At 37.7% G+C, this 25,133-nt stretch carries 23 protein-coding genes and 1 pseudogene; all 24 read right to left on the bottom strand.

Going from position 1 to position 25,133, the window contains the following annotated elements; genetic code table 11:
- Nucleotides 1-84: 84 nt before the first annotated feature.
- The 24 genes and pseudogenes from bacA to hpf all read right to left on the bottom strand — a co-directional run bounded on the left by bacA (nucleotide 85) and on the right by hpf (nucleotide 24,397).
- Nucleotides 85-888, bottom strand: a complete 804-nt coding sequence (gene bacA, locus QQZ16_RS00415; protein WP_031538574.1) for an undecaprenyl-diphosphate phosphatase — start codon at nucleotides 886-888, stop codon at nucleotides 85-87.
- A gap of 189 nt (nucleotides 889-1,077) precedes the next feature.
- Nucleotides 1,078-2,185, bottom strand: a protein-coding gene (gene prfB, locus QQZ16_RS00420; protein WP_109769268.1) for a peptide chain release factor 2 whose coding sequence is annotated in 2 segments (ribosomal slippage) — nucleotides 1,078-2,112 and nucleotides 2,114-2,185 — 1,107 coding nt in all. Because the reading frame shifts where the segments join, the coding sequence is not laid out codon by codon here.
- 103 nt (nucleotides 2,186-2,288) lie between these two features.
- Nucleotides 2,289-2,609: a hypothetical protein gene (locus tag QQZ16_RS00425; protein WP_284560961.1), complete on the bottom strand. Its 321-nt coding sequence runs from the start codon at nucleotides 2,607-2,609 to the stop codon at nucleotides 2,289-2,291.
- Nucleotides 2,610-2,660: 51 nt separating this feature from the next.
- Entirely contained in the window at nucleotides 2,661-2,813 is a 153-nt protein-coding gene (locus QQZ16_RS00430) for a hypothetical protein (protein WP_284560962.1), read from the bottom strand.
- A complete protein-coding gene (locus QQZ16_RS00435; protein ID WP_284560963.1) occupies nucleotides 2,804-2,956 on the bottom strand; it encodes a hypothetical protein in 153 nt (50 codons plus the stop codon). The genes QQZ16_RS00430 and QQZ16_RS00435 overlap by 10 nt, the downstream gene beginning before the upstream one ends.
- Nucleotides 2,947-3,120 (bottom strand): hypothetical protein, encoded by a 174-nt coding sequence (locus QQZ16_RS00440; protein WP_284560964.1) that lies wholly within the window; start codon nucleotides 3,118-3,120, stop codon nucleotides 2,947-2,949. Before QQZ16_RS00440 ends, QQZ16_RS00435 begins: the two co-directional genes overlap by 10 nt.
- Nucleotides 3,111-3,311, bottom strand: a complete 201-nt coding sequence (locus QQZ16_RS00445) for a hypothetical protein (protein ID WP_284560965.1) — start codon at nucleotides 3,309-3,311, stop codon at nucleotides 3,111-3,113. Before QQZ16_RS00445 ends, QQZ16_RS00440 begins: the two co-directional genes overlap by 10 nt.
- 113 nt (nucleotides 3,312-3,424) lie before the next feature.
- Nucleotides 3,425-5,944, bottom strand: coding sequence for a preprotein translocase subunit SecA (gene secA / locus QQZ16_RS00450; RefSeq protein WP_031540544.1), 2,520 nt, complete (start codon nucleotides 5,942-5,944; stop codon nucleotides 3,425-3,427).
- A 446-nt stretch (nucleotides 5,945-6,390) separates the two neighbouring features.
- On the bottom strand, nucleotides 6,391-7,341 hold the full coding sequence (locus QQZ16_RS00455; protein WP_235252074.1) for a Gfo/Idh/MocA family protein: 951 nt from the start codon (nucleotides 7,339-7,341) through the stop codon (nucleotides 6,391-6,393).
- Between the two features lie 806 nt (nucleotides 7,342-8,147).
- Nucleotides 8,148-8,315, bottom strand: a pseudogene (locus tag QQZ16_RS00460) (Gfo/Idh/MocA family protein); the annotation flags it as partial.
- A gap of 18 nt (nucleotides 8,316-8,333) precedes the next feature.
- The gene (locus QQZ16_RS00465) at nucleotides 8,334-9,488 is read right to left on the bottom strand and encodes a Gfo/Idh/MocA family protein (protein ID WP_235252075.1); all 1,155 of its coding nucleotides are present in this window, start codon (nucleotides 9,486-9,488) and stop codon (nucleotides 8,334-8,336) included.
- A gap of 425 nt (nucleotides 9,489-9,913) precedes the next feature.
- The gene (locus QQZ16_RS00470) at nucleotides 9,914-11,983 is read right to left on the bottom strand and encodes an alpha-glucuronidase family glycosyl hydrolase (RefSeq protein ID WP_419181472.1); all 2,070 of its coding nucleotides are present in this window, start codon (nucleotides 11,981-11,983) and stop codon (nucleotides 9,914-9,916) included.
- An 87-nt stretch (nucleotides 11,984-12,070) separates the two neighbouring features.
- Nucleotides 12,071-12,739: a GntR family transcriptional regulator gene (locus tag QQZ16_RS00475; protein ID WP_235252077.1), complete on the bottom strand. Its 669-nt coding sequence runs from the start codon at nucleotides 12,737-12,739 to the stop codon at nucleotides 12,071-12,073.
- 810 nt (nucleotides 12,740-13,549) lie between these two features.
- On the bottom strand, nucleotides 13,550-14,386 hold the full coding sequence (locus tag QQZ16_RS00480) for a DUF1028 domain-containing protein (protein ID WP_235252078.1): 837 nt from the start codon (nucleotides 14,384-14,386) through the stop codon (nucleotides 13,550-13,552).
- A gap of 15 nt (nucleotides 14,387-14,401) precedes the next feature.
- A complete protein-coding gene (locus tag QQZ16_RS00485; protein ID WP_235252079.1) occupies nucleotides 14,402-14,932 on the bottom strand; it encodes a chromate transporter in 531 nt (176 codons plus the stop codon).
- Nucleotides 14,929-15,492 (bottom strand): chromate transporter, encoded by a 564-nt coding sequence (locus QQZ16_RS00490; protein WP_235252080.1) that lies wholly within the window; start codon nucleotides 15,490-15,492, stop codon nucleotides 14,929-14,931. Before QQZ16_RS00490 ends, QQZ16_RS00485 begins: the two co-directional genes overlap by 4 nt.
- A gap of 24 nt (nucleotides 15,493-15,516) precedes the next feature.
- On the bottom strand, nucleotides 15,517-17,127 hold the full coding sequence (locus tag QQZ16_RS00495; RefSeq protein ID WP_031540553.1) for a gamma-glutamyltransferase family protein: 1,611 nt from the start codon (nucleotides 17,125-17,127) through the stop codon (nucleotides 15,517-15,519).
- 1 nt (nucleotide 17,128) lies between these two features.
- Nucleotides 17,129-18,121: an ABC transporter ATP-binding protein gene (locus QQZ16_RS00500; protein ID WP_284560966.1), complete on the bottom strand. Its 993-nt coding sequence runs from the start codon at nucleotides 18,119-18,121 to the stop codon at nucleotides 17,129-17,131.
- Nucleotides 18,090-19,100, bottom strand: coding sequence for an ABC transporter ATP-binding protein (locus tag QQZ16_RS00505; RefSeq protein WP_284560967.1), 1,011 nt, complete (start codon nucleotides 19,098-19,100; stop codon nucleotides 18,090-18,092). Before QQZ16_RS00505 ends, QQZ16_RS00500 begins: the two co-directional genes overlap by 32 nt.
- Before the next feature lie 8 nt (nucleotides 19,101-19,108).
- Entirely contained in the window at nucleotides 19,109-20,638 is a 1,530-nt protein-coding gene (locus QQZ16_RS00510; protein WP_284560968.1) for a glutathione ABC transporter substrate-binding protein, read from the bottom strand.
- 35 nt (nucleotides 20,639-20,673) lie between these two features.
- Nucleotides 20,674-21,573 (bottom strand): ABC transporter permease, encoded by a 900-nt coding sequence (locus QQZ16_RS00515; protein ID WP_284560969.1) that lies wholly within the window; start codon nucleotides 21,571-21,573, stop codon nucleotides 20,674-20,676.
- A gap of 15 nt (nucleotides 21,574-21,588) precedes the next feature.
- Entirely contained in the window at nucleotides 21,589-22,533 is a 945-nt protein-coding gene (gene nikB / locus QQZ16_RS00520; RefSeq protein WP_031540558.1) for a nickel ABC transporter permease, read from the bottom strand.
- Nucleotides 22,534-23,128: 595 nt separating this feature from the next.
- Nucleotides 23,129-23,578 (bottom strand): Lrp/AsnC family transcriptional regulator, encoded by a 450-nt coding sequence (locus QQZ16_RS00525; RefSeq protein ID WP_031540559.1) that lies wholly within the window; start codon nucleotides 23,576-23,578, stop codon nucleotides 23,129-23,131.
- Nucleotides 23,579-23,848: 270 nt separating this feature from the next.
- Nucleotides 23,849-24,397, bottom strand: coding sequence for a ribosome hibernation-promoting factor, HPF/YfiA family (hpf, locus tag QQZ16_RS00530; RefSeq protein WP_031540560.1), 549 nt, complete (start codon nucleotides 24,395-24,397; stop codon nucleotides 23,849-23,851).
- Nucleotides 24,398-25,133 lie beyond the last annotated feature (736 nt).

Genomic DNA, 25,133 nt, shown 5'->3' on the forward strand with positions numbered 1-25,133 from the left:
AAGTGTAAATGGTGGCAAATTAGCGTGGTAAAGCGATGAAATAAGAGGTTTTGACCTCGCTAAAAATTGGCGAGGTCTTGCATGTTATAAAATAAAAATCCAAAAGAGGATGGCAAGTCCGAAACGATAATAAGCGAAGGGAGCTAGTTGAATTTTATTAATCAACTGCAAGAAAAATTTAATAGCAATTAATGCAACGATAAAGGCTGTGAAAAAGCCAGTCAAGAAAAGAGGGAGATCATCAGGAGATAAATAGTGCCAGCTTTCCATTAAGTCCTTTCCTGTTGCCGCTGCCATGATAGGAATGGCCATAATAAATGTAAATTCTGATGCTGTTTTATGGCTCATCCCAGCAAGCAAGCCCCCAGATAAGGTAGCTCCAGAGCGGGAAAATCCCGGAACTAATGCAAAGCATTGAAACATTCCTACTGCAAAAGCTTGTTTATATGTAACTTGGTCCAGCGTTTCTGCTATTGGCTTTTGTGGCTTCCATCTCTCTGCTGCAAGCATTAACAGTCCTCCAATGATAAGAGTAATGACAACCGTTCCTGAGCGAAAAAGTACTTCTTTTATGAAATCATAAAATAGAACGCCACCTATTCCAAAAGGGATTATTCCAATCGCAATATGGACAATGCTTAACGTTCCTATATTCTTCTCTTCTTTTTGCCATTTATTGATTCCAATGATGCTTAGAATTCGTCTCCAAAACACAAAAATGACTGCAAGAATACTTCCTAATTGAATAATAATTTCAAATGTCTTTGCTTTTTCACCTGTAAATTCCAGCAAATGTGCTACTAATATAAGATGTCCTGTTGATGAAACTGGGGCAAACTCTGTTAATCCTTCTACTATCCCTAATATAATAGCAATGATTATTTCCATGAAATTCCTCCTTTTGGTAAGATTCTTGGTAGAAAAAAATATTGATACACCTATCCTTCGTTTTACCTCGTAAATCATCATTTCGTTTTCCTTAGCCTGTCCTTTTTAAATATATTATTTAATAGAGAATATAGACCGAACATTTTTTCAAAAAAATAGCCACCACTAAGTGATGACTACATTTATTTATTACCCTTTATTAATTTTTGAACGAAGATAAGCATTAACAAAGATATCTAGGTCACCATCCATAACGGATTGTGTATTTCCTACCTCTGTATTGGTACGATGATCCTTTACCATGGAATATGGATGGAAAACGTATGAGCGGATTTGGCTTCCCCAGCCAATTTCCTTTTGCTCTCCACGAATTTCTGCAAGCTTTTCTTCTTGTTCTTCAATTTTGCGTTGGTATAATTTCGCTTTTAACATCTTCATTGCTGTTTCTCTGTTTTTAATTTGTGAACGTTCTGTTTGACATGAAACAACAACGCCTGTTGGGATATGTGTAATACGAACAGCTGAGTCAGTGGTATTAATATGCTGACCACCGGCTCCACTTGCACGATACGTATCAATTTTCAAGTCTTCTGTACGCACTTCAATTTCAATTTCATCATTAAATTCAGGCATTACATCACAAGAAACAAAACTTGTATGTCTACGACCTGAAGAATCGAACGGAGAAATACGTACGAGACGATGAACACCTTTTTCTGCTTTTAAGTATCCGTATGCGTTATGTCCTTTAATCGCTAGCGTTACACTCTTTATTCCAGCTTCATCTCCTGGTAAATAGTCCAAGGTTTCCACTTTAAATCCTTTTTTCTCCGCATATCTAGTATACATACGTAAAAGCATACTTCCCCAGTCTTGAGACTCTGTTCCACCTGCACCTGGATGAAGTTCCAAGATAGCATTATTTTTATCATATGGGCCACTTAATAATAAATTTAATTCAAACTGGCTTAAACGATCAACTAATTCTGAAAGTTCTTCTTCTAATTCCGCACGAAGTTCAGCATCATCTTCTTCTTTGACTAGTTCATATGTTAATTCAAGATTTTCAAATGCTTCCACTAATTTATGGAACTCATGAACTTGATCCTTTAATGCATTGCTTTCTGAAATTACAGTTTGTGCCGCCTGCTGATCATTCCAGAAATCGGGATGAAGCATATCATCTTCTAACATAGCAATACGTGCCTCTTTGTTTTCTAAGTCAAAGAGACCCCCTAAAGTTTTCTAGTGTTACATTTATCTTCTCTAACTCATTACGAATATCTGCTAATTCCATTAATTAATGTCACCCTTTATATAAATTATAGTTCTAAGTAGTTTTCTACTTCCTTTATGTATTATATGGCTTTTTGAAAAAAAATGCATGCTTTCCGGTTAATTTAATAGTGAAGAAGGAATTTGATTGTGGATTTGATGGGGTTAGTTGCGAGTTTGGTACTTTTATTTGCGACTTCCCTGCTTTTACTTGCGGCTTTTGTACTTTTACTTGCAACTTTCGTACTTTTACTTGCGACTCTTGCACTCTTACTTGCGACTTTCGTACTCTTACTTGCGGCCCTTACACTCTTACTTGCGACTTTCTTACTTTTACTTGCAACTCCCCACCTTACTTGCGACTTTTGTACTTTTACTTGCGACTTTGACACTTTTATTTGCAACTCTTGCACTCTTACTTGCGACTTTCTTACTTTTACTTGCAACTTCCCACCTTACTTGCAACTCTTGCACTCTTACTTGCGACTTTCTTACTTTTACTTGCAACTTCCCACCTTACTTGCAACTCTTGCACTCTTACTTGCGATTTTCGTACTTTTACTTGCAACTCCCCACCTTACTTGCGACTTTCTTACTCTTACTTGCGACTCTTGCACTCTTACTTGCGACTTTCTTACTCTTACTTGCAACTTCCCACCTTACTTGCAACTTTCGTACTTTTACTTGCGACTCCCCACCTTACTTGCGACTTTTGTACTTTTACTTGCGACTTTGACACTTTTATTTGCAACTCTTGCACTCTTACTTGCGACTTTCCTACTTTTACTTGCAACTCCCCACCTTACTTGCGACTTTCTTACTTTTACTTGCGACTCTTGCACTCTTACTTGCGACTTTTGCACTTTTACTTGCGACTCCCCACCTTTCTTGCAACTCTTGCACTCTTACTTGCGACTTTTGTACTTTTACTTGCGACTTTCTTACTTTTACTTGCAACTCCCCACCTTACTTGCGACTTTCTTACTTTTACTTGCAACTCTTGCACTCTTACTTGCGACTTTCCTACTTTTACTTGCAACTCCCCACCTTACTTGCGACTTTCTTACTTTTACTTGCAACTCTCCCACTCTTATTTGCAACTTTCGTACTCTTACTTGCAACCCCCAACCATTCTTGCGACTCCCCACCTTACCTGCAACTCCCCCACTCCTACTTCCCCCCCTCCCATCCATCCTCCCCAAGCCATAAAAAAAGCCCATCTCTTCCAAAAAGGAAGAGATAGACCTCTCACAAAACTATATTACAAATTTGCACCGTGGCAATTTTTATATTTCTTTCCGCTTCCACAGAAACATGGTGCATTGCGGCCGATGTCTAATTGTTTTACTGCTGGCTTTTTCTTTGGTTTCTTCTCTCCGCCTTCTTCTTTAGGGTTTACAGCTTGGCCTTTTGCCACTTCTTCCCTTTCAAGATTATTGCGGATTTCTGCTTTCATAATGTATTTTGCGACGTCTTCTTCAATAGCAATAACCATTGCTTCAAACATGGCAAATCCTTCTGATTGGTATTCACGAAGAGGATCGATTTGCCCATATGCACGAAGGTGGATACCTTGACGTAATTGGTCCATTTGGTCAATATGGTCAATCCACTTGCTATCTACTGCACGAAGCACGATAACTTTTTCAAATTCGCGCATTTGCTCAGCAGAAAGCTTCTCCTCTTTTTCATCATAGCTTTGTAGTACTTTCGCAAAAATGAATTCAACGATTTCATCGCTTTCTTTTCCACGAAGATCACTTACTTGTACATCGCCTTCATTAAGAAGATTTCCATTCACATAATCCACAATTGCTTGAAGATCCCAGCTTTCTCTGTCGCCATTTTCAGGAGTATGCGCTTGGACATTTCTCTCTAATGATGATTTAATCATATTTTCCACAATGGAGCGCAGATTTTCAGAAGTTAATACTTCATTACGTTGTGAATAGATAATTTCACGTTGTTGACGAAGCACATCATCATATTGTAGTAATTGTTTACGTGAATCAAAGTTATTTCCTTCTACACGTTTTTGGGCAGATTCTACAGCACGAGATACCATCTTGCTTTGAATAGGCTGGGAGTCGTCCATTCCTAGTCTTGACATCATATTTTTCATATTATCAGAACCGAAACGGCGCATTAATTCATCTTCCATGGATAAGTAAAATTGTGTTACCCCCGGGTCTCCTTGACGACCAGAACGTCCGCGGAGCTGATTATCAATACGTCTACTTTCATGACGCTCTGTACCGATAACTGCTAAACCACCTAGTTCTTTTACCCCTTCGCCAAGTTTAATATCTGTACCACGACCAGCCATATTTGTGGCAATCGTAACAGAGCCTTTTTCTCCGGCAGTTGCAATAATTTCTGCTTCTCTTTCATGGTTTTTCGCGTTCAAGATATTATGTGGTATTCCTTTTTTCGATAAGTACTTCGAAATGATTTCAGATGTTTCAATTGCAACAGTACCAACAAGTACTGGTTGTCCTTTTTTGTGGCGCTCTGCAATGTCTTCTCCTACTGCTCGGAATTTCCCGTCCATAGAAGCGTAAATTAAATCAGGGCGATCATCACGAACAATCTCACGGTTTGTCGGAATAACAACAACGTTCATATTATAGATGTTGCGGAATTCTTCTTCTTCCGTTTTCGCAGTACCAGTCATCCCCGCAAGTTTTTCGTACATACGGAAATAGTTTTGGAATGTGATGGTTGCTAGGGTCATGCTTTCATTTTGAATTTCTAAATTTTCCTTTGCTTCAATTGCTTGATGCAAGCCATCGCTATAACGGCGGCCTTTCATGAGACGGCCAGTAAATTGGTCAACAATAACAATTTCGCCATCTTGAACAACATAATCTATATCTTTATGCATGCTAGCATGTGCTTTTAACGCTTGGGTAATATGATGGTTAATGGCAACATTGGAAACGTCAAATAGGTTTTCAATTTGGAAAACACGCTCTGCTTTTGACATCCCTTCTTCCGTCAATTGAACACCTTTTGTTTTTTCATCATACGTATAATCTTTTTCTGGTTTTAAGCTGCTTACAAAGATATTGGCACGAACATAAAGCTGTGTTGATTTTTGAGCAGAACCAGAAATGATAAGTGGTGTACGTGCTTCATCGATTAAAATGGAGTCCACTTCATCGATTACTGCATAAAATAATGGTTTTTGTACCTTTTGCTCATTATAAAGAACCATGTTATCACGCAAATAGTCAAAACCAAACTCGTTATTTGTCCCATACGTTATATCTGCACGGTAGGCTTCTTGCTTTTCTTCTCTAGATATGCCGTTTAAGTTAAGACCTACTGTTAGCCCAAGGAAATTGTACAATTGTCCCATTTCTGCAGCATCACGAGTAGCTAGATATTCGTTGACTGTAACAACGTGAACACCTTTACCAGATAATGCATTTAAATACACAGGCATTGTCGCAGTTAACGTTTTACCTTCCCCTGTTTTCATTTCAGAAATATTACCTTCATGCAGGGATGCTCCCCCCATTAACTGCACTGGATATGGATAAAGGCCAAGGACACGTTTTGCAGCTTCACGAACTACGGCAAAAGCTTCTACCAATAAATCGTCTAATGTTTCCCCTTTTTGGAAACGCGCTTTAAATTCTTCCGTTTTTCCTTTTAATTGCTCGTCCGATAATGCTGCTGTTTCATCTGCAAGCAATTCCACCTTGTCGGCAATCTTCGTTAATTTCTTAATATCGCGTTTGTTTTGATCAAATACTTTATTTAAAATTCCAAGCATTAAAAAACGCTCCTTTTTCTATTATAATGAGAAATCACAGTAGTTATTGGGAAGACTATCTCTTTTTCATTAAAAAATGATGAAAAATAATTGTCTTCTTTGTTAACATTTTTAAGGATTCCATCTATATAAAACAATTTTATGACCAGTTTATCTTTAAACTAAAATTATATACTATATATTATAGAAGAAAAATGATTGCGAAATACCCATTTTCCCTTAAATTCAAACTAGTATCATCTATACATCTTACCATTTCCACAATAGCGTGACAACTTATACCTGGCCAGAAGTCTTTATTCTATTAAGTTCCGCAAAAAAACTCCCTATATTTAATAGGAAGTTTCTATTTGCATCCTTCTCCTGTCTAACTCACTTTTCTTAAATATATTTTATTAGACTTCTACATAGTTGTTTATATATAGACCCACAATCTAGGATACGAATTATTCAATTTTTATCGCTTTTTCCTGTGCTTCGACACAAAGGGTAGCAGCAGTAAATGCATGTTCCTGGGTCATGGCATTTTCTGTACCATTTAAGCAGTCTAAAATGAATTCTCCGAAAAATGGGTAACCTACTTTTCCTGATAATTGAAAATGCTTTTCCCCTTCTCCATTCACTAAATACAAATGGTTGCCCTTGTTGCTGCGAGCAATGTCAATATATTTACGGACTTCAATATACCCTTCTGTTCCAATGATTGTAACACGTCCATCTCCCCAAGTCCCAAGTCCATCTGGTGTAAACCAATCGACACGGAAATAGAACGTAGCACCATTGTCTGCAACCAATGTCGCATCGCCATAATCTTGAAATGCTGGGTATTGCTTATAATGATAATTGGCAACCTTGCTATGGAGAACTTTTGCACTTTTCGCATTCGCATAATGTAAAAATTGCTCAATTTGGTGACTTCCGATATCTGTGAGAATCCCGCCATATTGCTCTGGATCAAAGAACCAGTCAGGTCTGCTGTTGGCATTGGCGCGATGCGGTCCTGTTCCCATCACAGATATTACCCGGCCAATCGCTCCTTCTGCAATTAACTGACCTGCAAAAACGGCACTTTCTACATGTAACCGCTCACTATAATAAATTCCCCATTTTAGACCGGTCTCTTGCACTTTTTGCTTTGCTTGTTCAATTTGTTCTAACGTTGTAAAAGCAGGTTTATCCGCAAAATAGTGTTTGCCTGCATCTAAGACACGTAATCCCAACGGACCACGATTCACTGGGATATTGGCACTTGCAACTAGATTAATCGTTGAATCATGAAGAATTTCTTCTTCTGATGTTGCTGCACTAACATTAGGGTATGTTTCCAAAAACTTCTGAACTTTTTCTGGGTATAGTGATAGGTAAGCCTTTGATAGGATCGCTAGCCTTTCCCCCACTTCACACCGTGCATGAGACTTTCACCTCACACGGCGTTCTATCGAATTTTCCAAAACAAATCATTAGACGGGGTAACATGTATGTATATGCATAAGATTTTTTCAGTAAAAAAATTATTAACCCCATCTACAATAATCGGCTTTGGAAATTTCCGACTAGAGCCTATCCCTCCACCAATTATTATCTTGGTTTCATAGGTACTATGACTCCACTCTCTCGAATGGCTAATCAGTTTTAATAGGTTAATTCCCTTTATATACTGAACTGTTTCTACGGCTGGTTAATGCCTCCACATCCTTCGATTTCCACGTTCCAATTTCTCTATCCTTCTATATATCCTTAGGTTTCTCCTATGGTCCTGTATGCTTGAACTTGCCTGTAACAAGCTATGGGTTTTCATAACGCCAGATTTTTACTTACCCACACATACGAGTGGCTTACTTGCCACCTGCTGCATTTCTACAGCATTTATGTCTAGAACCGTACATTCAGAGATTCGTCAGTGTATATACACATTCTAACCATAGACACTTTATGGACTCCCGGCATATAGGATACACCATCTACCACTAGACAGCTTTCGTGTTAATTATGAAAAGTCCGCTTTATCAACTTACGGTATCTCTCTGCCGACTTCACCGAGCTTCATACCAATCTATTTAACCCTAGAATCAGCATGTCGGAGTATCAGAGTAGGCGTTTCAGAGCGTTACCTCCTCATTCCGCCTATCGAGAAATTAGTTCTCTTAGAGAGTGCTAAATACTCCCTAATGCCTAACCTTTTCCGTTAGAAACGTGTCACACCTGGGTCATAAACGGCAACTAAAGTTCCTCCTGCTTCTACCAGACCATTACACATTCCATAAATATGCCCATGATCTAATCCAATCGCTGCAAATCGGAATTCGCCTTCTTCCACTACTTTGCTTACTTTTCCTTTTGGAGCATAATTCATGCCATCATTTTTATTCAATACTTTCTCCTCCTTTATTTACTCGTATTTTCCGCCTACGGTAATGTCATTGTCTTCAAAGTTTTCTATCGCTGTTTTCTTTTCATAGAAATGGATGGCATTTTTTTGTGTGCCTTCCATTGTGTAAAATAGGCTATCCTTCGTTAATGGAAGTTTAATTGTTTTACCTGTGCTTGCAGATTCATAGATAGCAGAAATCAATTCCAATGTCTGTCTTCCTTGTTTTCCATCAATTAAAACAGGAATTCCATGTTCCAACGCAGTTAACACATCATCAATTTGACCTGTGTGTCCCTCATACTGTACTTCTTCCAATTCCTCATAATAATGCTGAATCTTTTCTTCCAACTCTGGATCCTCTTCTGGAAATCCATTTCCCTTTGATTTAGATGCCTTCACTTTCCATGGAACGGAGACTCTAGCATTTTCCCCTTGAAAAATTAATTGTTGTTCCTCCCCATGATGAATGACAGAGCTCGTTATTTGAGCAAGACTTCCGTCATTATAGCGGCAAATAGCGATAGAAATATCCTCTACTTCTGCATTGTCATGAGAAGTATTACTCATGACGGCAGTAACTTCAGATGGCATCCCATTCATCCATTTGAAAATATCTATATGGTGCACAGCGTGATTTAGTGTACAACCGCCACCTTCTTTTTCCCATGTACCACGCCACCATAAATCATAATAGCTGTGCCCGCGCCACCAGTAAGAATCAACCTGTGTATGGACAATGGGTCCCATAAGTTTAGTATCTAGTACCCTTTTTAACTTCATCATTGGGGTACGAAAACGGTTTTGTGAAATGACAGACAACATTTTATGATTTCTTTCCGCAGCTGCATTCATCGCATCACATTCCTCTAATGAAGATGCCATTGGTTTTTCAACCAACACATTCTTACCAGAATCCAGAAAATTAATGGTTATTTCTGAATGTGTATAAGGTGGTGTACAAACGGATACTAGGTCAATGTCCTCACGTTCTAGCATTTTTGTATGGTCATCATAAATGGCTACATCAAGGTTAAATTCTTTCGCCTTCTTTTCTGCCTTCTCCGGATAAATATCACATAGTGCAACAATCTGACAGCGCTCTGGAAATTGCAAATACGCTTCCATATGAGCTGATGAAATTGCTCCTGCACCGATAATAGCTACTTTTAACACACAACCCTCTCCTTTTTATTTATTTAGAATTTAGGATGGAAAATAAGTACTACTTTCGCAAAAATAAAACGCTTTCAACTTTTATCAAATCCCTACTTATGATAAGAAAATTCAAATAAATTTTTATTTCGACTTATACGCTTTATTCCAAAGATTATCTATAAAAGATACTATGTTCATTTTTTAGTGGATAATAATAAAAAGTGATTGTAAAAGGATAGGTTCTCTTGATGATTAAGTTTATCAGGCTAAATCACTAGCCCACGATTTCTTTTTTCCTTAAAACAACGTCAATCAGGGGAGGCTTTTCAACCCCCACTAATTGACCGTTGCATCAATTGGTCTTATACGCGCAGTTCCGTCCTTCTTTTGCAGCGGGAAGGCTACTTTACTGGCCATAATGCGGGATAAATGAGGTACTGATTTTAATATATTGTTCTATTTTTTTCGTCTGCTATTCCTGATTTTCTATAGAAATACGTATTAATGCGATCACGCCATTCCATAGCATTTTCTAATTGAAGCTGAAAACGTTCTTTCACATTTTCAAAAACCCAATTCTCTACTTTTCCTTCTAATTCATTCCATTTCTTAATAAACGTCTCCACTTCTTCTACACCTTGAAAATGTGTATTATAAATATGCTGAATGACGGTTTCTCCAGAGTGAAGTTTATGTGTGTATGGTACATGATGGAAAAATAGAAGCAACTCATCTGGACAATCTTCTAATGAATTGTATCGTTCTGCATTTGGTCCAAAGTATTGTCCCACATAGCCAGTTCCAGTTTTCATTGTACGGTCTACACCAATTCCTTTACAGTCAGCAAAGTGGTATGTACCCCATTTTGAATACTCATATCCATCCACGTTTGGACCATAATGATGATTAGGATTTACCATCCAGCCGACGCCAAGTGGTGCAGTATAATTTTCATAGGTTCTCCATGATTGGAGCAAAATAAATTCCAATACTTCTACCACTTTCGGATCATGACCAAAAGTTAATTGAATCCATTCATCTGTAATTTCTTCTGTTGATAAATCAGGATTCCAGGTTAATCTGCCAAATCCATAAAGATTGGCCTGTGCTAATGTATTTCCAGTCCAATTTATATCATTGCCTATATTAGATACAGCAGCAATACCGCTATGGCTATAGTTATAGTGTGAACCATCTACTATTGATTTTACGGTCGATCCTTCTCCATCAGCATATGTATCAAAGTTTAATATTTCCTTCCACTGTGGAACTAAATAGCAAACGTCTTTTTGTTGACCCGTATATTCTTGTGCAATTTGAAATTCCACTACCTGGTTCGTTTCTTTCATAGCGCCTATTAGCGGAGAGATTGGTTCACGTACTTGGAAATCCACTGGCCCATTTTTAACTTGCAAAATAACATTATCAAGAAATTGTCCATCAAGGGGCTTAAAATTGTCGTATGCTGCACGAGCTCGATCTGTTTTTCTATCCCGCCAATCCTGTAAACAATTGTAAACAAAGCAACGCCATACTACTTTTCCATTAAAAGGCTGTAATGCTCGTGCTAAAACATTAGCTCCCTCGACATGGCCTCTGCCATATGTAAATGGTCCAGGTCTACCTTCTGAATCTGCTTTCACCACGAAACCACCAAAATCAGGGATATAGCTATAAATTTCTTCTGCCTTTCTCGCCCACCATTTTTCTACTTCTTTATCCAGTGGATCGGCAGTTGGAAGATTCCCCAATTCTATAGGACTAGCATAATTTATACTTAAATAAGTAGTAATCCCATAAGACCTTAGAATAGTTGCCACTTCTTTCACTTTAGGCAAAAATTCCTTTGTAAGTAATTTCGTCTCCACCTCCCATACATTTACATTATTAATCGAGATGGCATTGATTCCAACAGAAGAGAGAAGGCGAGCATAATCTTTAATTCTTGCGAAATCCTTCGTGAAATCGTTATCATTAAAAAAGATGGAGTTACCAGAATAACCTCGTTCAATAGAACCGTTCATATTATCCCATTGATTCATCATTCTTAACTGATGTTTTGGTGTTTCCCTTATTTCTAAGCCAATAAGGGATTCTTCTTGTTGTAAAATTCTTAAAAAGTGGAAAGCTGCATATAAAGCTCCTTTATCTGTTTTTCCAATTAATAGCACTTGTCTATTATCATCGGTTGTTTTTACTAAATAGCCTTCCTCATTTAAGTCATCAAATAATTTTGGTGAAATCCCATAATCATTTAAGTTAACGCTTTCATATGTTCCCAAAATAATAGAAGACTCATCTTCCACAGATTGTTGAATAGTTGGTACAACATCTAGCATAGACTTAAGAGCAATTTTAAGTTCGTTTACAGCAGAACCAATGACTACTGATTGTAAAGCAATTGAAATAGTAGAAGCTATGTTGGTATATTTATCAGCGTTTTCAATTTTACGATACTGCAACCAACAGTGATAACTATCGGTTACGAATCGTTGATTTTCTTTATCCATCATTTTTTCCATTTGCTTAATCCTCCTATAATTAACCTATAAAGCTTGATTAAAATTCTGTGAAAAAGCTATGATAAAATTCTACTAATCTTAACTAAAATAATCAGGATAAGTCTTCTTTAATTCCATTTTCTCAAAGTTAACTAAATTTAAATGTATCCCTATTAATTTTTCTGCATCAATTGCTTTCTTTTCCTTGATAAATTGAAAGATATCTTTATGCTGAGAAACAAGCATATCCCATTCCAGATTTGATTCTAATCGCAGAACACGCAAGCGATCAAAGTGGCTGTTCATTTGTCTAATCATCTTCCAGGTTCTCAGTTTATTACATCCCTCAAATAATAAACGATGAAACTGATCATCTAATTCCAATAATTGATGGTAGGACTCGTTTTTCAAGCATAATTCCTGCATGGCAATATTGGATTCCACTTTAAATAGCTGCTCTTGGTCAAAAACCTGACAAGCTTCTCTCACAACTGCTTTTTCCATATTTTCTCGAATAAACCTTGCTTCTTCCACAAGATCTAAATCAATCAAGGAAACAATTGTACCAATTTGTGGATAGATTCCAAGCAAATCTTCTTGTGATAGCTTTAAGAAAGCTTCTCTTACTGGAGTGCGACTTACCTTTAACTCACTTGCGATTTCTTGTTCTGAAATCTTTTGTCCTGGTTTTAATTCTAAATCTGTTATTCTATTTTTTAATGTTTCATAAACAAAATCTCGTGTGGAAATATTTTGCCTTTTTCTCATTGAAACTATTATACTCACCTTTTTCTTGGTATTCTAATAACACTAGTATGGTAGTTCGTACCTTCATTATAGAAGTTCTCATCTGGAATTTCAATCCTTTTTATTTAATAAATTGTCTGGAAATATCGTTTTTCCAGTTGCTTTTACCTATATGAACATTCTATTCCGATCATTGCTGTTTGAGAATATACAGAAGTCAACACGATAAAAAACTCCCTATATAATAGGAAGTTTCAAACTGGAGACAAACTCCTTTTAGTTTGAGGATTTTGCCTATGGTCTTTTTTGTAGCCCTTTCTAATAGGGATGTTGATTTCCGCTACAGGGGTTCGCTTTCCATGGGGCGAGCGCCGAGCCGCTTCGTCGTTTCGCTGAGGCCACTGAAAAGTGTATTACCTGGTGAATCGGTAGTTACCAAACCATTCTAACTTAGTTTAGGCTATTGTTTTCCGAGGCTTACCGCTCGACTCACCGGGGCGAGCGCCGAGCCGCTTCGTCGCTATGCTCCTGCAGGGTCTCGGACTTTCTCGCATCTCCCATAGGAGTCTCACCCCTTCCGCTCCAATCAACATGGCTTTATCAATTTAGTCTAGAATTTTAACTGCTCTGTTTTTAAATTACAGCTAGAAAATTTTTTAGAGTTGAAACACTCCCTTCCAAACATTCTTCTATTCAAAGAGACCAATTAGAAATGATTACTGTAGATCAACTTGTTCTGCCAAATCAATTAGTTCGCAAGATGGAGGCTACACTTAACTTCTCTTTTATCAAACAAAAAACTCCCTATATAATAGGAAGTTTCTTGTTTGATTATTTTTGTTTTTTCATATACTCGAGCACTTCTGAATCAATAAAGCCCTCTTTTTGTTCTCGTTCTTCAAAGTTCTCGGTATGAATATAGGTAGTAAGTGCTTCAGATATTGCCGTGATTGTTTCGTTTAGATAGCCCAATCTTTGGAGGTGTGTCGTTAGTTCCTCTAACGTTCTTCCTTCGATTGGAATAATATTCTCTGGCTTTGAGGGAGCGAAATATAGTTGCTGTAATTGATAGATGCGGGTTAGTTCTTTGATTGGCTCCCCATGATCTTCTACTCTCAAATCAATATAGCGATCATTAAAGCCTCCATATCCACCTCTATCCTTTACAACAAGCAGTGCTGCTGATTGCTGTCCTCTACTGTCACCACCTGCATTTTGTCCTGCTTGCAATGCTGCAAGTAATCGTTCAGCAAGACTTCCTTCTGCCTTTTGAAAAGTGTCAGCCATTGCTTTTACTGTATTCTCGTCCACTAGAATATTTCCCTGTGCTGCGAAATGTTGCCCTGTTACCCCTCCAGCCCAGTTATAGCATTCTTTTCCCGTGAACGTTGCTGCATTGCCGTTTGCATCAATAAAGCCAACTTGTCTCTGCTCTCGTCCTGGGTCCTTATCTAATAATGCATGCAAGGCTTCTTCTGCTGATTTTCCCTCTTCCATTAAGCGTAAGCCATCTGGACCAAAGGAGGTATTTGCATAAGATTGGGTTGCAACAGCTCCCACTCCTGCCTTCGCCCACGGAACAACTGCTCCAACACCAAGAAATTTCGATTGGACAGCAATGCCCCATTCTTTTTCCTGTGGATCATACCCGACAATAGAAAATGTCATATTCTTGCCTCCTTTTTAAGCTAAGAAAATTGCCCCATACACAAGGGAACCTGCTATCACATAAGCAGGATGAACTTTTACTTTTTCTAATAAAATGAAGCTAATGATGCCAATGAATGCGGTCTGCAGAATTCCAATTCCATGATAAGAATTTTGGAAAAAACTGATTGTCATCATTGCTAGCAAAACAGCAATTACTGGTCTAACTAAGTTTGTCAGTAGATTCACTTTTGGAGAATCTTTAAATTTCATTAGCAAACGTAAGAGGACAATCATTAAAATTAAGGATGGGGCAACTGTTGCAAACACACCGATGATTGCGCCAAGCACTCCACCCTCTTGAAACCCGATATAGCCTGCCATTTTGGTCGCAATTGGTCCAGGCAATGCATTTCCCATTGCCAGCATTTCACTAAATTCATTTTCTGTTACCCATTCATACCGATCAACCACTTCTTTTTCCACTAAAGGAATCGAAGCAGGTCCGCCTCCATAACCAAGAATTCCAGGCAGAAAAAATGCCCAAAAGATGTGCCAATAAATCACGAAGCCTTCACCTCTTTCACTTCCTGCTTCTCCTTCTTACTTAGAAGTGAAATGACAATGACAACGCCAATCACAATCGCAGGATGGATATTCAGAAGAACTAAAAGAATGATGCTTGCTACAACTAACCCAATCGTTAGCTTCACGCCAAATCTAGTATTTACTTTCTTTAAAAAGTCCACTGTCAATACCCCAAGCATCACACCAACTACTGGTACTACTGCCTTTGTCATTCCTAATACCCAAGGCTTATCCTTGAAGGAATTTAAGAAGGTTAAAAGAACAATCATTAATAAAATAGTAGGAACAACAGATGCGATAATGGCAATTATCATTCCAAAGACTCCCTTTACTTGCCAACCAATATAGCCTGCCATTTTGGTCGCAATCGGTCCAGGCAATGCATTCCCTAATGCTAAAACATCGGAAAACTCATCATCTGTCATCCATTTATATTTATCCACTACTTCGTTTTTCACAAGTGGGATAGAAGATGGACCGCCGCCATATCCTAATATTCCCACTCGGAAAAAAGCAAGAAATAGATGCCAATATGTCATAAAATCAACAACCTTTCTGACGTCTTACCAGGATGCAATCGCTCCATCTGTTCTTGATTCTGTTCCTCCAATTAATGCACCTGTTTCTTCATCTCGCCAGATAATTTGTCCTCTGCCAAAATGACCGTAGTCTGTAGCCGTTTGAATCTCATGCCCTCGTCTTGCCAGTGCTTGAGCGAGATAGTTTGGAAAATGAGGTTCTACTAAAATTTTCTTGCCTTCCATCCACTGCCATCTTGGTGCATCTAAAGCAGCTTGTGGGTTTAAATGGAAGTCGATTGTATTTGTTATTACCTGGAAATGTCCTTGTGGCTGCATATAGCCACCCATAACCCCAAAAGGACCAACTGGTTTATTATCTTTGGTAAGGAACCCAGGAATAATGGTATGATATGTTCGTTTCCCTGGCTTTAATGCATTGGGATGGGTTGGATCTAGTGAGAAATCATGTCCACGATTTTGCAGACCGATTCCTGTTCCTGGAATGACAATCCCTGAACCAAAGCCCATATAATTACTTTGAATATAGGAAATCATATTTCCTTCTTCATCTGCAGCTGCTAAGTATACCGTTCCGCCCTTTGGAGGAGATAAAGGCTCAGGAGTAATCGCATGCTCGCCAATTAATTCTCTTCTTAACGCTGCGTATTCTTCACTTAATAGCTCACTCACCGTATGAGGCATCTCTTTTTCTTCCGTAATAAAGGCTTTCCCATCTGTGAATGCAAGCTTCATTGCTTCAATATGTTTATGGTATGTATCAACAGAATCCTTCTCGGTTAAATCAAAGCCTTTTGCAATATTAAGCGCCATTAACGCCACTAAACCTTGGCCATTTGGCGGAATTTCCCAAACATCATAGCCTTTGTAAGAAACAGAAATCGGGTCTACCCATTCTGGATAAAAGCGAGCTAGATCCTCTTTACGAAGATAGCCATCATGCTCCTCCATAAATTGCGATATTTTGTCTGCTAATTCTCCACGGTAAAAGCTTTCTGCATTCGTTTCTGCAATCGAGCGCAAAGTAGCTGCATGACCTTTTGATGACCAAATTTCACCAATTTGTGGTACTTTTCCGTTTGGTGCAAATGTATCAAACCAAGGCTTATACTCTTCTCCTTGAAAAATTTCTTTAAAACGATTATAGGCAAGGTTCCAATACTTTCCTAAAGTTGGACTAATTGGATACCCCTCTTCTGCAAGACGAATAGCAGGTGCTAATGTTTCTTTTAAAGGCAGCTTTCCAAATTTCTCAGCAAGAGCAGCCCAAGCAGATGGAACTCCCGGTACAGTAACTGGGATAACACCATGGGTTGGCATCTTCTCGAAGCCCTTCGCTTTTAAATCATCAATGGAAATAGCGTTTGGAGCAGGACCACTTGCGTTTAATCCATGAAGTTTGTCTTTTACCCATACAAGTGCAAACGCATCTCCACCGATTCCATTAGAAGTAGGTTCTACTACCGTTAATGCCGCTGCTGTAGCAATCGCCGCATCAATTGCGTTTCCCCCCTTCTGCAAAATCTCCAGCCCAGCTTGAGCAGCTAAAGGCTGGGAAGTAGCAACCATTCCTTTCTTGGCAAAAACAGTATTGCGTTGGGATGGATAAGGATGATATAAGTAATCTAATTTCATATTAATTCAATTCCTTTCCGACATAATGACAGGCTACAAAATGATTCGGCTCTGCTTCTTTCCACTCTGGTTTCGATTGTTTACATAAGTCAGTTGCAATCGGACAGCGTGTATGAAATGGACAGCCTGATGGCGGGTTCGCTGGATTCGGAATCTCTCCCTGTAAGCGAATGCGTTCACCCTTTACACCTATTTTAGGGCGTGGAATCGAGGATAACAACGCTTTTGTATAAGGATGAAGTGGATTTTCATATAATTTTTCCGAGGAAGCTAGCTCCATCGTATTCCCCAAGTACATGACCAATACCCGATCGCAGAAATAGCGAACTACACCTAAATCATGGGAGATAAATAAATAAGTTAATTGATACTTATCTTTTAAGCCCTTCATTAATTTTAAAACCTGTGCTTGAACCGATACGTCTAAAGCAGATACTGCTTCATCACAAATAATAAGGGAAGGATTAAGGGCAATCGCACGAGCAATCCCGATACGCTGACGTTGTCCACCACTAAATTCGTGGGGATAGCGGTCATAATGTTCTTCCTTTAGCCCTACTTCTTGTAAAAGCTCTATTACTCTTCGTTTTCTTTCTTCTTTTGCCAGATTAGTATGAATAACAAATGCCTCTTCTAATGCATTGCCAATTTTTTGACGAGGATTTAAGGAAGCATAAGGATCCTGGAAAATCATCTGCATATCCTTTTTGATTGCTTTTCTTTCTTTACCAGAAAGTGCTTGTGTATCTTGGCTTTGAAAATAGACCTTTCCATCCGTTATATCCTCTAAGCCAAGAACGGTTCGGCCGAGCGTGGATTTTCCACACCCAGATTCACCTACTACTCCAACACTTTCTCCCTCAAAAACTTCTAAACTAACATTCTCGACAGCTTTCACATGACCTTGAACCCTTTGTAACAAACCGCCTTTAATAGGAAAGTACTTTTTAACCCCTTCTAATTTAAGAAGGGATTGTTTCTCGATCGTCTGCATGTATATCCACCTCCTCCTGCAACCAGCATTTTACGCGATGAGCGGAATGAAGCTCATATTCCTTCGGTGATTCTGCTTTACATCTATCTGTAGCAAATGGACAGCGCGGATGAAAACGGCATCCACTTATTTCTTCATTTAAGTTAGGCAATGAACCTGGTATTGCTTCCAGTTCAAAGGATGGGTCATCAATATCTGGCACAGAATGGAGCAAACCTCTTGTGTACGGATGCTGTGGATTTGTAAATATACTCTCCACATCCCCTTCTTCCACCTTTTCTCCAGCATACATAACCATGACGCGATCAGCGATTTCAGCGACTACTCCCATATCATGAGTAACCATAATCACTCCCATGCCTAGCTGTTTCTTTAAATCATCCATTAAATCTAAAATTTGCGCCTGAATTGTTACATCTAAAGCAGTTGTTGGTTCATCTGCAATCAATAATTGGGGACGGCACGATAACGCAATGGCAATCATGACACGTTGCCTCATTCCACCACTTAATTCATGTGGATATTGCTTCATTCTTTTTTCAGGGTAAGGAATTCCTACCTGCTTTAACAGGTCAATTCCTTTGGCATGTGCCTTTTGCTTGGATAACTGCTGATGAAGCATAAGAGGCTCTCTAAGCTGATACCCTATCGTTAACACTGGATTTAGAGCAGTCATTGGTTCTTGGAAGATCATCGCCATATCGCGCCCTCTAATAGAACGTAATTGGTCCTTTGTAAGCTTTGATAGATCTGTTCCATTTAAATCAATCGAAGAATCTTTGCTTATATAGCCATTGCTCGGAAGAAGCCCCATAAGGGAAAGGGAGGTAATACTTTTCCCACAACCTGATTCCCCCACAATGCATAATGTTTCTCCCTTATCTAAGTCAAAAGAAATTCCTCGTACAGCTGACAGTTCCCCATCAGCTGTACGAAAATTTGTCCGTAAGTCTTTTACAGATAATAGCTTCTTCTCCATTTTTATCCCTACTCTCTGTAAACTTTATATAGTGACCAAGTTCCTGTTGGATCAATGTCTAATCCTTTAACAGATTTATCATACGCAAGTGTTACTACACCATGATTCATGACAATAGCTGGTGCATCTTTTACAAGAAACTCATTTGCTTCTTTCAGTTTTGCTTTACGCACATCTTGGTCTACACTTTCACGACTTTCTTCTACTAATTTATCAAACGTTTCATTGCTGTATCTCACCATGTTAGACGAGCCAACATTATCGGAATGGAAATTAGGGTATAATAATTCACTTCCATCTGCAGTTGAGTTAGTCCAGCTTAAGAAGTTCATTTCATAGTCGCCATTACGACTTGCATCTAAGAATGCACCCCACTCCATTGTTTCAATTTTGATTTTGAAACCTGCCTCTTGTAATTGAGATTGGCTAATTTCTGCCATTTTCATATAGTTCGCTCTGTTTGCTACAAGCAATGTATACTCTTTGTCGCCAAATCCGTTTTTCTCCACTAATTCTTTAGCTTTTTCTAAGTTATAATCATAACCAGCATCATTACTTGCTTCATCATAGCCGAATACTTTTGGTCCAATAATACTGTTTCCAGCTACCCCTAAGCCATTAAGTTGGTTTACATAAGCATCTCGATTTAATGCATATGCTACTGCTTGACGGAATTCAAGATTGTTCATTGGTTCCTTTTCCATGTTAAATCCGTACCAATAAACAGGTGTACCTTCTTTTTTCTGTACTTCTACATTTTTAAGACCTTCTACACGAGACAATTGCTCTGTTGGAATACCATCAATAAATTGAACATCTCCTGCTTGTAGCATCGAAATTGCAGTTGTTACTTCAGGTACCACTTTAAATGTAATTTTGTCTAGTTTTGCTTCCCCTTGCCAGTAATCAGTATATTTTTCCAATACAACAGATTCACCTGGTGTCCAGCTTACAAATTTAAATGGACCAGTACCGACAGGATTTTTCATTAAATCTCCATTTTTATCAGCCTCTGGACTAACGATGGCAGCATTAGAATGAGAAAGTGCTGCAAGTAAAGCACCGTATGCATACTTTGTTTTAATCTCTACAGTGTATTCATCTTGTACATTGACAGATTCAATCGGTTCAAGCAAAGATGCGCGTGGTGCCGCTGTTTCTGGATCACGGAATTTATCAAAGGTATATTTTACTGCTTCTGCATTAAAGTCTGTACCATCTTGGAACTTAATTCCTTCTTTTAATTTGATTATCCATGTTAAATCATCTGGATTTTCATAGGACTCTGCTAAAAGTGGTTCAATTTCCATTGTTTCTGAATTACGTGTAAACAATGTTTCATACACTTGCTCATTGACAGAAGAAGAAACAGAATCATTTGTTAAAATTGGGGATAATCCTACAACATCTGAAGTTGTCGCATATGTTATTTCCTGTGCTACACTTTCTCCATTTGAACTGGATCCCCCACTAGAATTCGAACATCCTGCTGCAACAAGCAGCAATAATGCCATCATGGCAAAAACTATCTTTTTCATCTAAAAACTCTCCCTTAATCTATGTATTGTTTTTGTTATTGATTAACTTTCATATTCGGATCGAGCGCATCTCTTAATCCATCACCGACAACATTAAACGCAAACACTGTTAGCATAATGGCAATACCAGGAATAATCGTCATATGAGGTGATGTCCACATATACGCCTGGCCTTGTGATATCATTGCTCCCCATTCAGGTGTCGGCGGCTGAGCCCCTAATCCTAAATAACTGAGGGATGCAGTGGATAGAATGGCTGTTGCCATCCGCATCGTTGCAAACACGATAATTGGTGCTGTACAGTTTGGCAAAATATGCTTGAACATAATGCGTACATCACTTGCTCCCAGTGATTTCATTGCCAAGACATATTCTTGTTTTTTCACTGATAAGACAGAGCCTCTGACAATTCTGGCACAAGAAGGAATGGACCAGATACTTATCGCAATCGCAACATTTACTAAACTCGTACCAAGCACAGCAATGATAAGCATTGCAAGCAAAATGCCTGGAAAGGAAAATAATAAGTCTACTATCCTCATAATAATTCCATCTAATTTACGATAATATCCTGCTAATAACCCTAATGTAATCCCGCCAACTAATCCAAGAGCGACGGCAATACTACCTACTACAAGAGAAATTCTTGCTCCATAAGCAATTCTGCTCCACATATCACGCCCATAATTATCTGTACCGAGCCAGTGCCCTTCCGTGAACATTGGTAATTCAGTTGCTTCGAGGTTTTGACGAGCAGGATCATAGCTTGTGATTAACGGTGCAGCTATTGCTATAACTATTTGCAAAATAATAATAATCAACCCAACGACCGCTAACCGATTTTTAATTAATTTTTTCCAAGTGTCTAATAGAAAGGAATCTTTTCTCACTTTCTTCACAGCTGGAGATAGTTGTGGATTTGGTACAGTTTCCATTGGTTTCCCCCTTTCCTAATTGTCATAGCTGATTCTTGGATCTACAAATACATATATAATATCTACGATTAAATTGACTAAAACAAAGAGGGAAGCTACCAATAATACAGAACCTTGCACCATTGGAAAATCTCTTGAAGCAATCGCATCAATCATTAATCTTCCAACACCGTTTATCGCAAAAACTTGTTCCGTAATAATTGTTCCTCCTAATAATCCTCCAAAGTTAACGCCAATTACGGTAATGACTGGAATCATTGCATTTTTCATTGCATGAACACCAATAATGGAACTTTCTTTTACCCCTTTTGCTCTTGCTGTTCGTACATAATCAGCTTGAATGACTTCTAGCATCGAAGAACGACTCATCCTGGCAATCATTGCAGCTGAACCTGTTCCTAATGTAATAGCAGGCAGAATTAACTGTTGCATTCCTTCTATCGTCCAAAATGGAGCATCTAATCCACCGACCGGCAGTATTTGCAGATTCACGGCAAATACTAAAATTAAGATGGAGCCTAGCCAAAAGTTTGGAATTGATATCCCACCTAAGGAAAATACCGTGCTAAATACATCTAGCCATGAGTTTTGCTTGAGTGCTGAAATAATACCAGCAACCAACCCAATGACGATTGCAACAATGATACTTGCTATCGCTAAATTCAAAGTATTTGGAAATCTTATGGCGATAGCTTCTGATACAGATTGTTTCGTCTGATAAGAATAACCTAGATCACCCTGTAAGACATTTTTTAGATAATCCCAATACTGTACAAGAAAGGGTTTGTTCAATCCTAAGCTTTCTTTAATCGCATCAATATCAGAAGATGATGCTGTTGGTCCTGCTATGATTGAAGCTGGATCCCCCGGTGCCAAGTGCATACTAGCAAAAACTAAGAAAGATATTCCAATAAGCAATAATACTAGCTGAAATAACCTTCTAATAATCATCGAGATCAACCGTCTCACCTTCCCCTCTTTGTAAAAATAACCAATTTCCACTTTCAAAAGTAAACTAAATTTCTTTATTTAATTAACAAACGAAAGCAAATATTTAATATTCATGATTATAAGATAGTTATAATAAGAATTCTAGTGATTTTTCAAAAAAATTTAATAATTTTATATATTCAATACTAACAGAATCATTGTAAACCTTTTCGTTTCCCTATCATTTAGTTTTCCGAAATAATAATATGTTTTTCACAAAGATTTCTACTAATACGGAAAAGGAAAAGACTATAGAAACACTTCTCTAATAATCATTCAAAAATAGGTATTAATATACATTTCTCTATTAAATTAAGGATTACCTCTCATCAAAAGTCTTCTTTAGATATTGAATTAAAAAGAGCATTGCTATTCCAAAAAAATAAAAGGTTCCATCATTTACCTATAAATTTTTTAGAAGAAATTAGGAGGATTTTGCAATAAAAACACGAGTTGTCGGTTTTTATTTCCTTTTACTGAAAAATATATTATAGAATTTCTGAATACGTTTCGTATAAAAACAAAAAAATCAAACCGAATGGATTTGATTTTTCTTTGCTATGTATCAAATTTTTAAGCCATTTCTACTTTTAAATCTTCTTAAAAGGATATGGCTCTCTACTCGTGTTATGCCTTCTAAGGAATAAAGTTCATTGTTCGTGAAGCTTTCTAATGCTTCAAAGTCTTCCACTAGGACGTGCATATGCAAAGTACTTGGCCCTGTCATTTGATAGCAGCTTGCTACAACTGGATTTTCCGCAAGCGTTTGTGCTACTTGAATAAGGGAAGCTGGCTCACAGTCCACTTCAAAAAAGGCCGAAACCGTCTTACCTACTTTTTCGGAATTGATGACAGCACTAAATTTTTCAATGACTCCATTTTCGATTAATTGACTGACTCTTTCTCTGATTGCCACTCGTGACAAATTTAGTTCTTTCCCGATCTCCACATAGGACAGCCTGCCATTTGCTGTAAGTAATTCTAATATCTTTTTATCTGTTTCATCCAATTTCATTTAACCACCACGCATCTTCTGTTTTAAATCATGTCTCATTATAGCCTTTCCTTTAAAAATAGGGAAGTATTTTTTAGAATTTTCAAACTTCCAAATGCGGATTACAAATTAGCTTTAGGAATTTGGAGAGTTTGTCTATTGACATATATGATGTACAAAAAGGGAGGCTTATTTTTTGAATGCTTATATTGATATTTTATATTTCACTATATCTTTTCACCGTCTTACTTTATGAATAAAACCTGCAGCTTTTCGCTGCAGGTTTGTCTTTTATTGTGCTTCTATTAATCCGTATTTTCCATCTTTTCGTTTGTAGACGATATTCGTGTTATTTGTTTCAGCATCTGTATAGACGAAGAAGTTATGGCCCAATAAATCCATTTGCAGGATGGCTTCTTCGCTGTCCATTGGTTTTAGGTTGAAGCGTTTTTGGCGAACGATTTCTAGCTCTTGTTCTTCATCCTCACCACTTGGCACACTTTCATAAGAACCGAATAGTTCATTTAAATTGCCTTTTTCTCTATGCTTACGATTTACTTTTGTTTTATGTTTTCTTATTTGTCTTTCTAATTTATCTGAGATTAAATCGATTGCTGCATACATGTCCATATGGTCTTCTTCTGCACGCAACAGCAGCTGGGACATTGGAATCGTAACCTCGACCTTAGACGTTTTGTCATTATATGTTTTAAGGTTGACGTTTACTTTTGCATCTGGTGTTTCAGAAAAATATCTTTCTAATTTGGATATTTTCTTCTCGACATATTCTCTAATTGCTGGAGTTACCTCAATGTTTTCTCCTCTAATGTTGAAATTCATAAGTTACTCCTCCTTTATAGTTTCCAGTGCGAGTCTTATTTTTTCCTAATGGTAAATAGAAATATACCTAGAAGGAATCATTTTGACTATACTATATATTTCTAGCCTACCCTACTAAAATCCTGCTAAAACGATATGAAATTTCGACAAACTTGTGAACATTTTTATGAGGGAATTTATTAGTATAATAATTCCAGCAAATTTTTATGTCAGAAAATGTTTCAATCAACGGCGGACAGGATATATATACAGCATAAATAAAACGTCACGTTCCTTAAATATAAAGCAACTTATTCCTGCTAAAAGAATTAGTTATTTTAAGAATTTAGATAGGCAAAAGGCCGTCAATACTAGTATTTTTCGTATTAAAGGTTAATTCTATTGTTGTTAAATATCTAGACAACCAATTGCACTATTTAAAAACATTTCGACATAATCTATGAGGAGAAGCCTATATTCCTAACAAAAGATGTAATTGTGAGTATCATCACCTAGGTTTGTGTCGAGATTTATCGAAATTAATCAAAATATTTTTACAATTCATTGTTTTATATTTGCTACAATGAACACATTAAGAAATTAACTTGGAGGTACAATGAATGAGTGAAAAAATTTTACAAAATCAGCATGAAGCAGAATTAAAAGAAATGGAAGAGGAAGAGTACTTTTATAAACTTTGGGAAGATGATCGTTTATAACGAAATAGATCTACTTACTTGATAGAAACGTGAGGAAC

The sequence above is a fragment of the Bacillus sp. T2.9-1 genome (genome assembly GCF_950097965.1).
GTDB classification, from domain to species: Bacteria; Bacillota; Bacilli; order Bacillales; family Cytobacillaceae; genus Niallia; species Niallia hominis.

What these genes read in the sequence shown, in the direction of transcription:
- QQZ16_RS00505 (WP_284560967.1), bottom strand. Translation starts at nt 19,100, where the DNA reads ATGGAGAAGAAGCTATTATCTGTAAAAGACTTACGGACAAATTTTCGT.
- bacA (WP_031538574.1), bottom strand. Translation starts at nt 888, where the DNA reads ATGGAAATAATCATTGCTATTATATTAGGGATAGTAGAAGGATTAACA.
- QQZ16_RS00500 (WP_284560966.1), bottom strand. Translation starts at nt 18,121, where the DNA reads ATGCAGACGATCGAGAAACAATCCCTTCTTAAATTAGAAGGGGTTAAA.
- QQZ16_RS00495 (WP_031540553.1), bottom strand. Translation starts at nt 17,127, where the DNA reads ATGAAATTAGATTACTTATATCATCCTTATCCATCCCAACGCAATACT.
- QQZ16_RS00470 (WP_419181472.1), bottom strand. Translation starts at nt 11,983, where the DNA reads ATGATGGATAAAGAAAATCAACGATTCGTAACCGATAGTTATCACTGT.
- QQZ16_RS00480 (WP_235252078.1), bottom strand. Translation starts at nt 14,386, where the DNA reads ATGACATTTTCTATTGTCGGGTATGATCCACAGGAAAAAGAATGGGGC.
- QQZ16_RS00515 (WP_284560969.1), bottom strand. Translation starts at nt 21,573, where the DNA reads ATGGAAACTGTACCAAATCCACAACTATCTCCAGCTGTGAAGAAAGTG.
- secA (WP_031540544.1), bottom strand. Translation starts at nt 5,944, where the DNA reads ATGCTTGGAATTTTAAATAAAGTATTTGATCAAAACAAACGCGATATT.
- QQZ16_RS00525 (WP_031540559.1), bottom strand. Translation starts at nt 23,578, where the DNA reads ATGAAATTGGATGAAACAGATAAAAAGATATTAGAATTACTTACAGCA.
- QQZ16_RS00475 (WP_235252077.1), bottom strand. Translation starts at nt 12,739, where the DNA reads ATGAGAAAAAGGCAAAATATTTCCACACGAGATTTTGTTTATGAAACA.
- hpf (WP_031540560.1), bottom strand. Translation starts at nt 24,397, where the DNA reads ATGAATTTCAACATTAGAGGAGAAAACATTGAGGTAACTCCAGCAATT.
- QQZ16_RS00510 (WP_284560968.1), bottom strand. Translation starts at nt 20,638, where the DNA reads ATGAAAAAGATAGTTTTTGCCATGATGGCATTATTGCTGCTTGTTGCA.
- QQZ16_RS00490 (WP_235252080.1), bottom strand. Translation starts at nt 15,492, where the DNA reads ATGACATATTGGCATCTATTTCTTGCTTTTTTCCGAGTGGGAATATTA.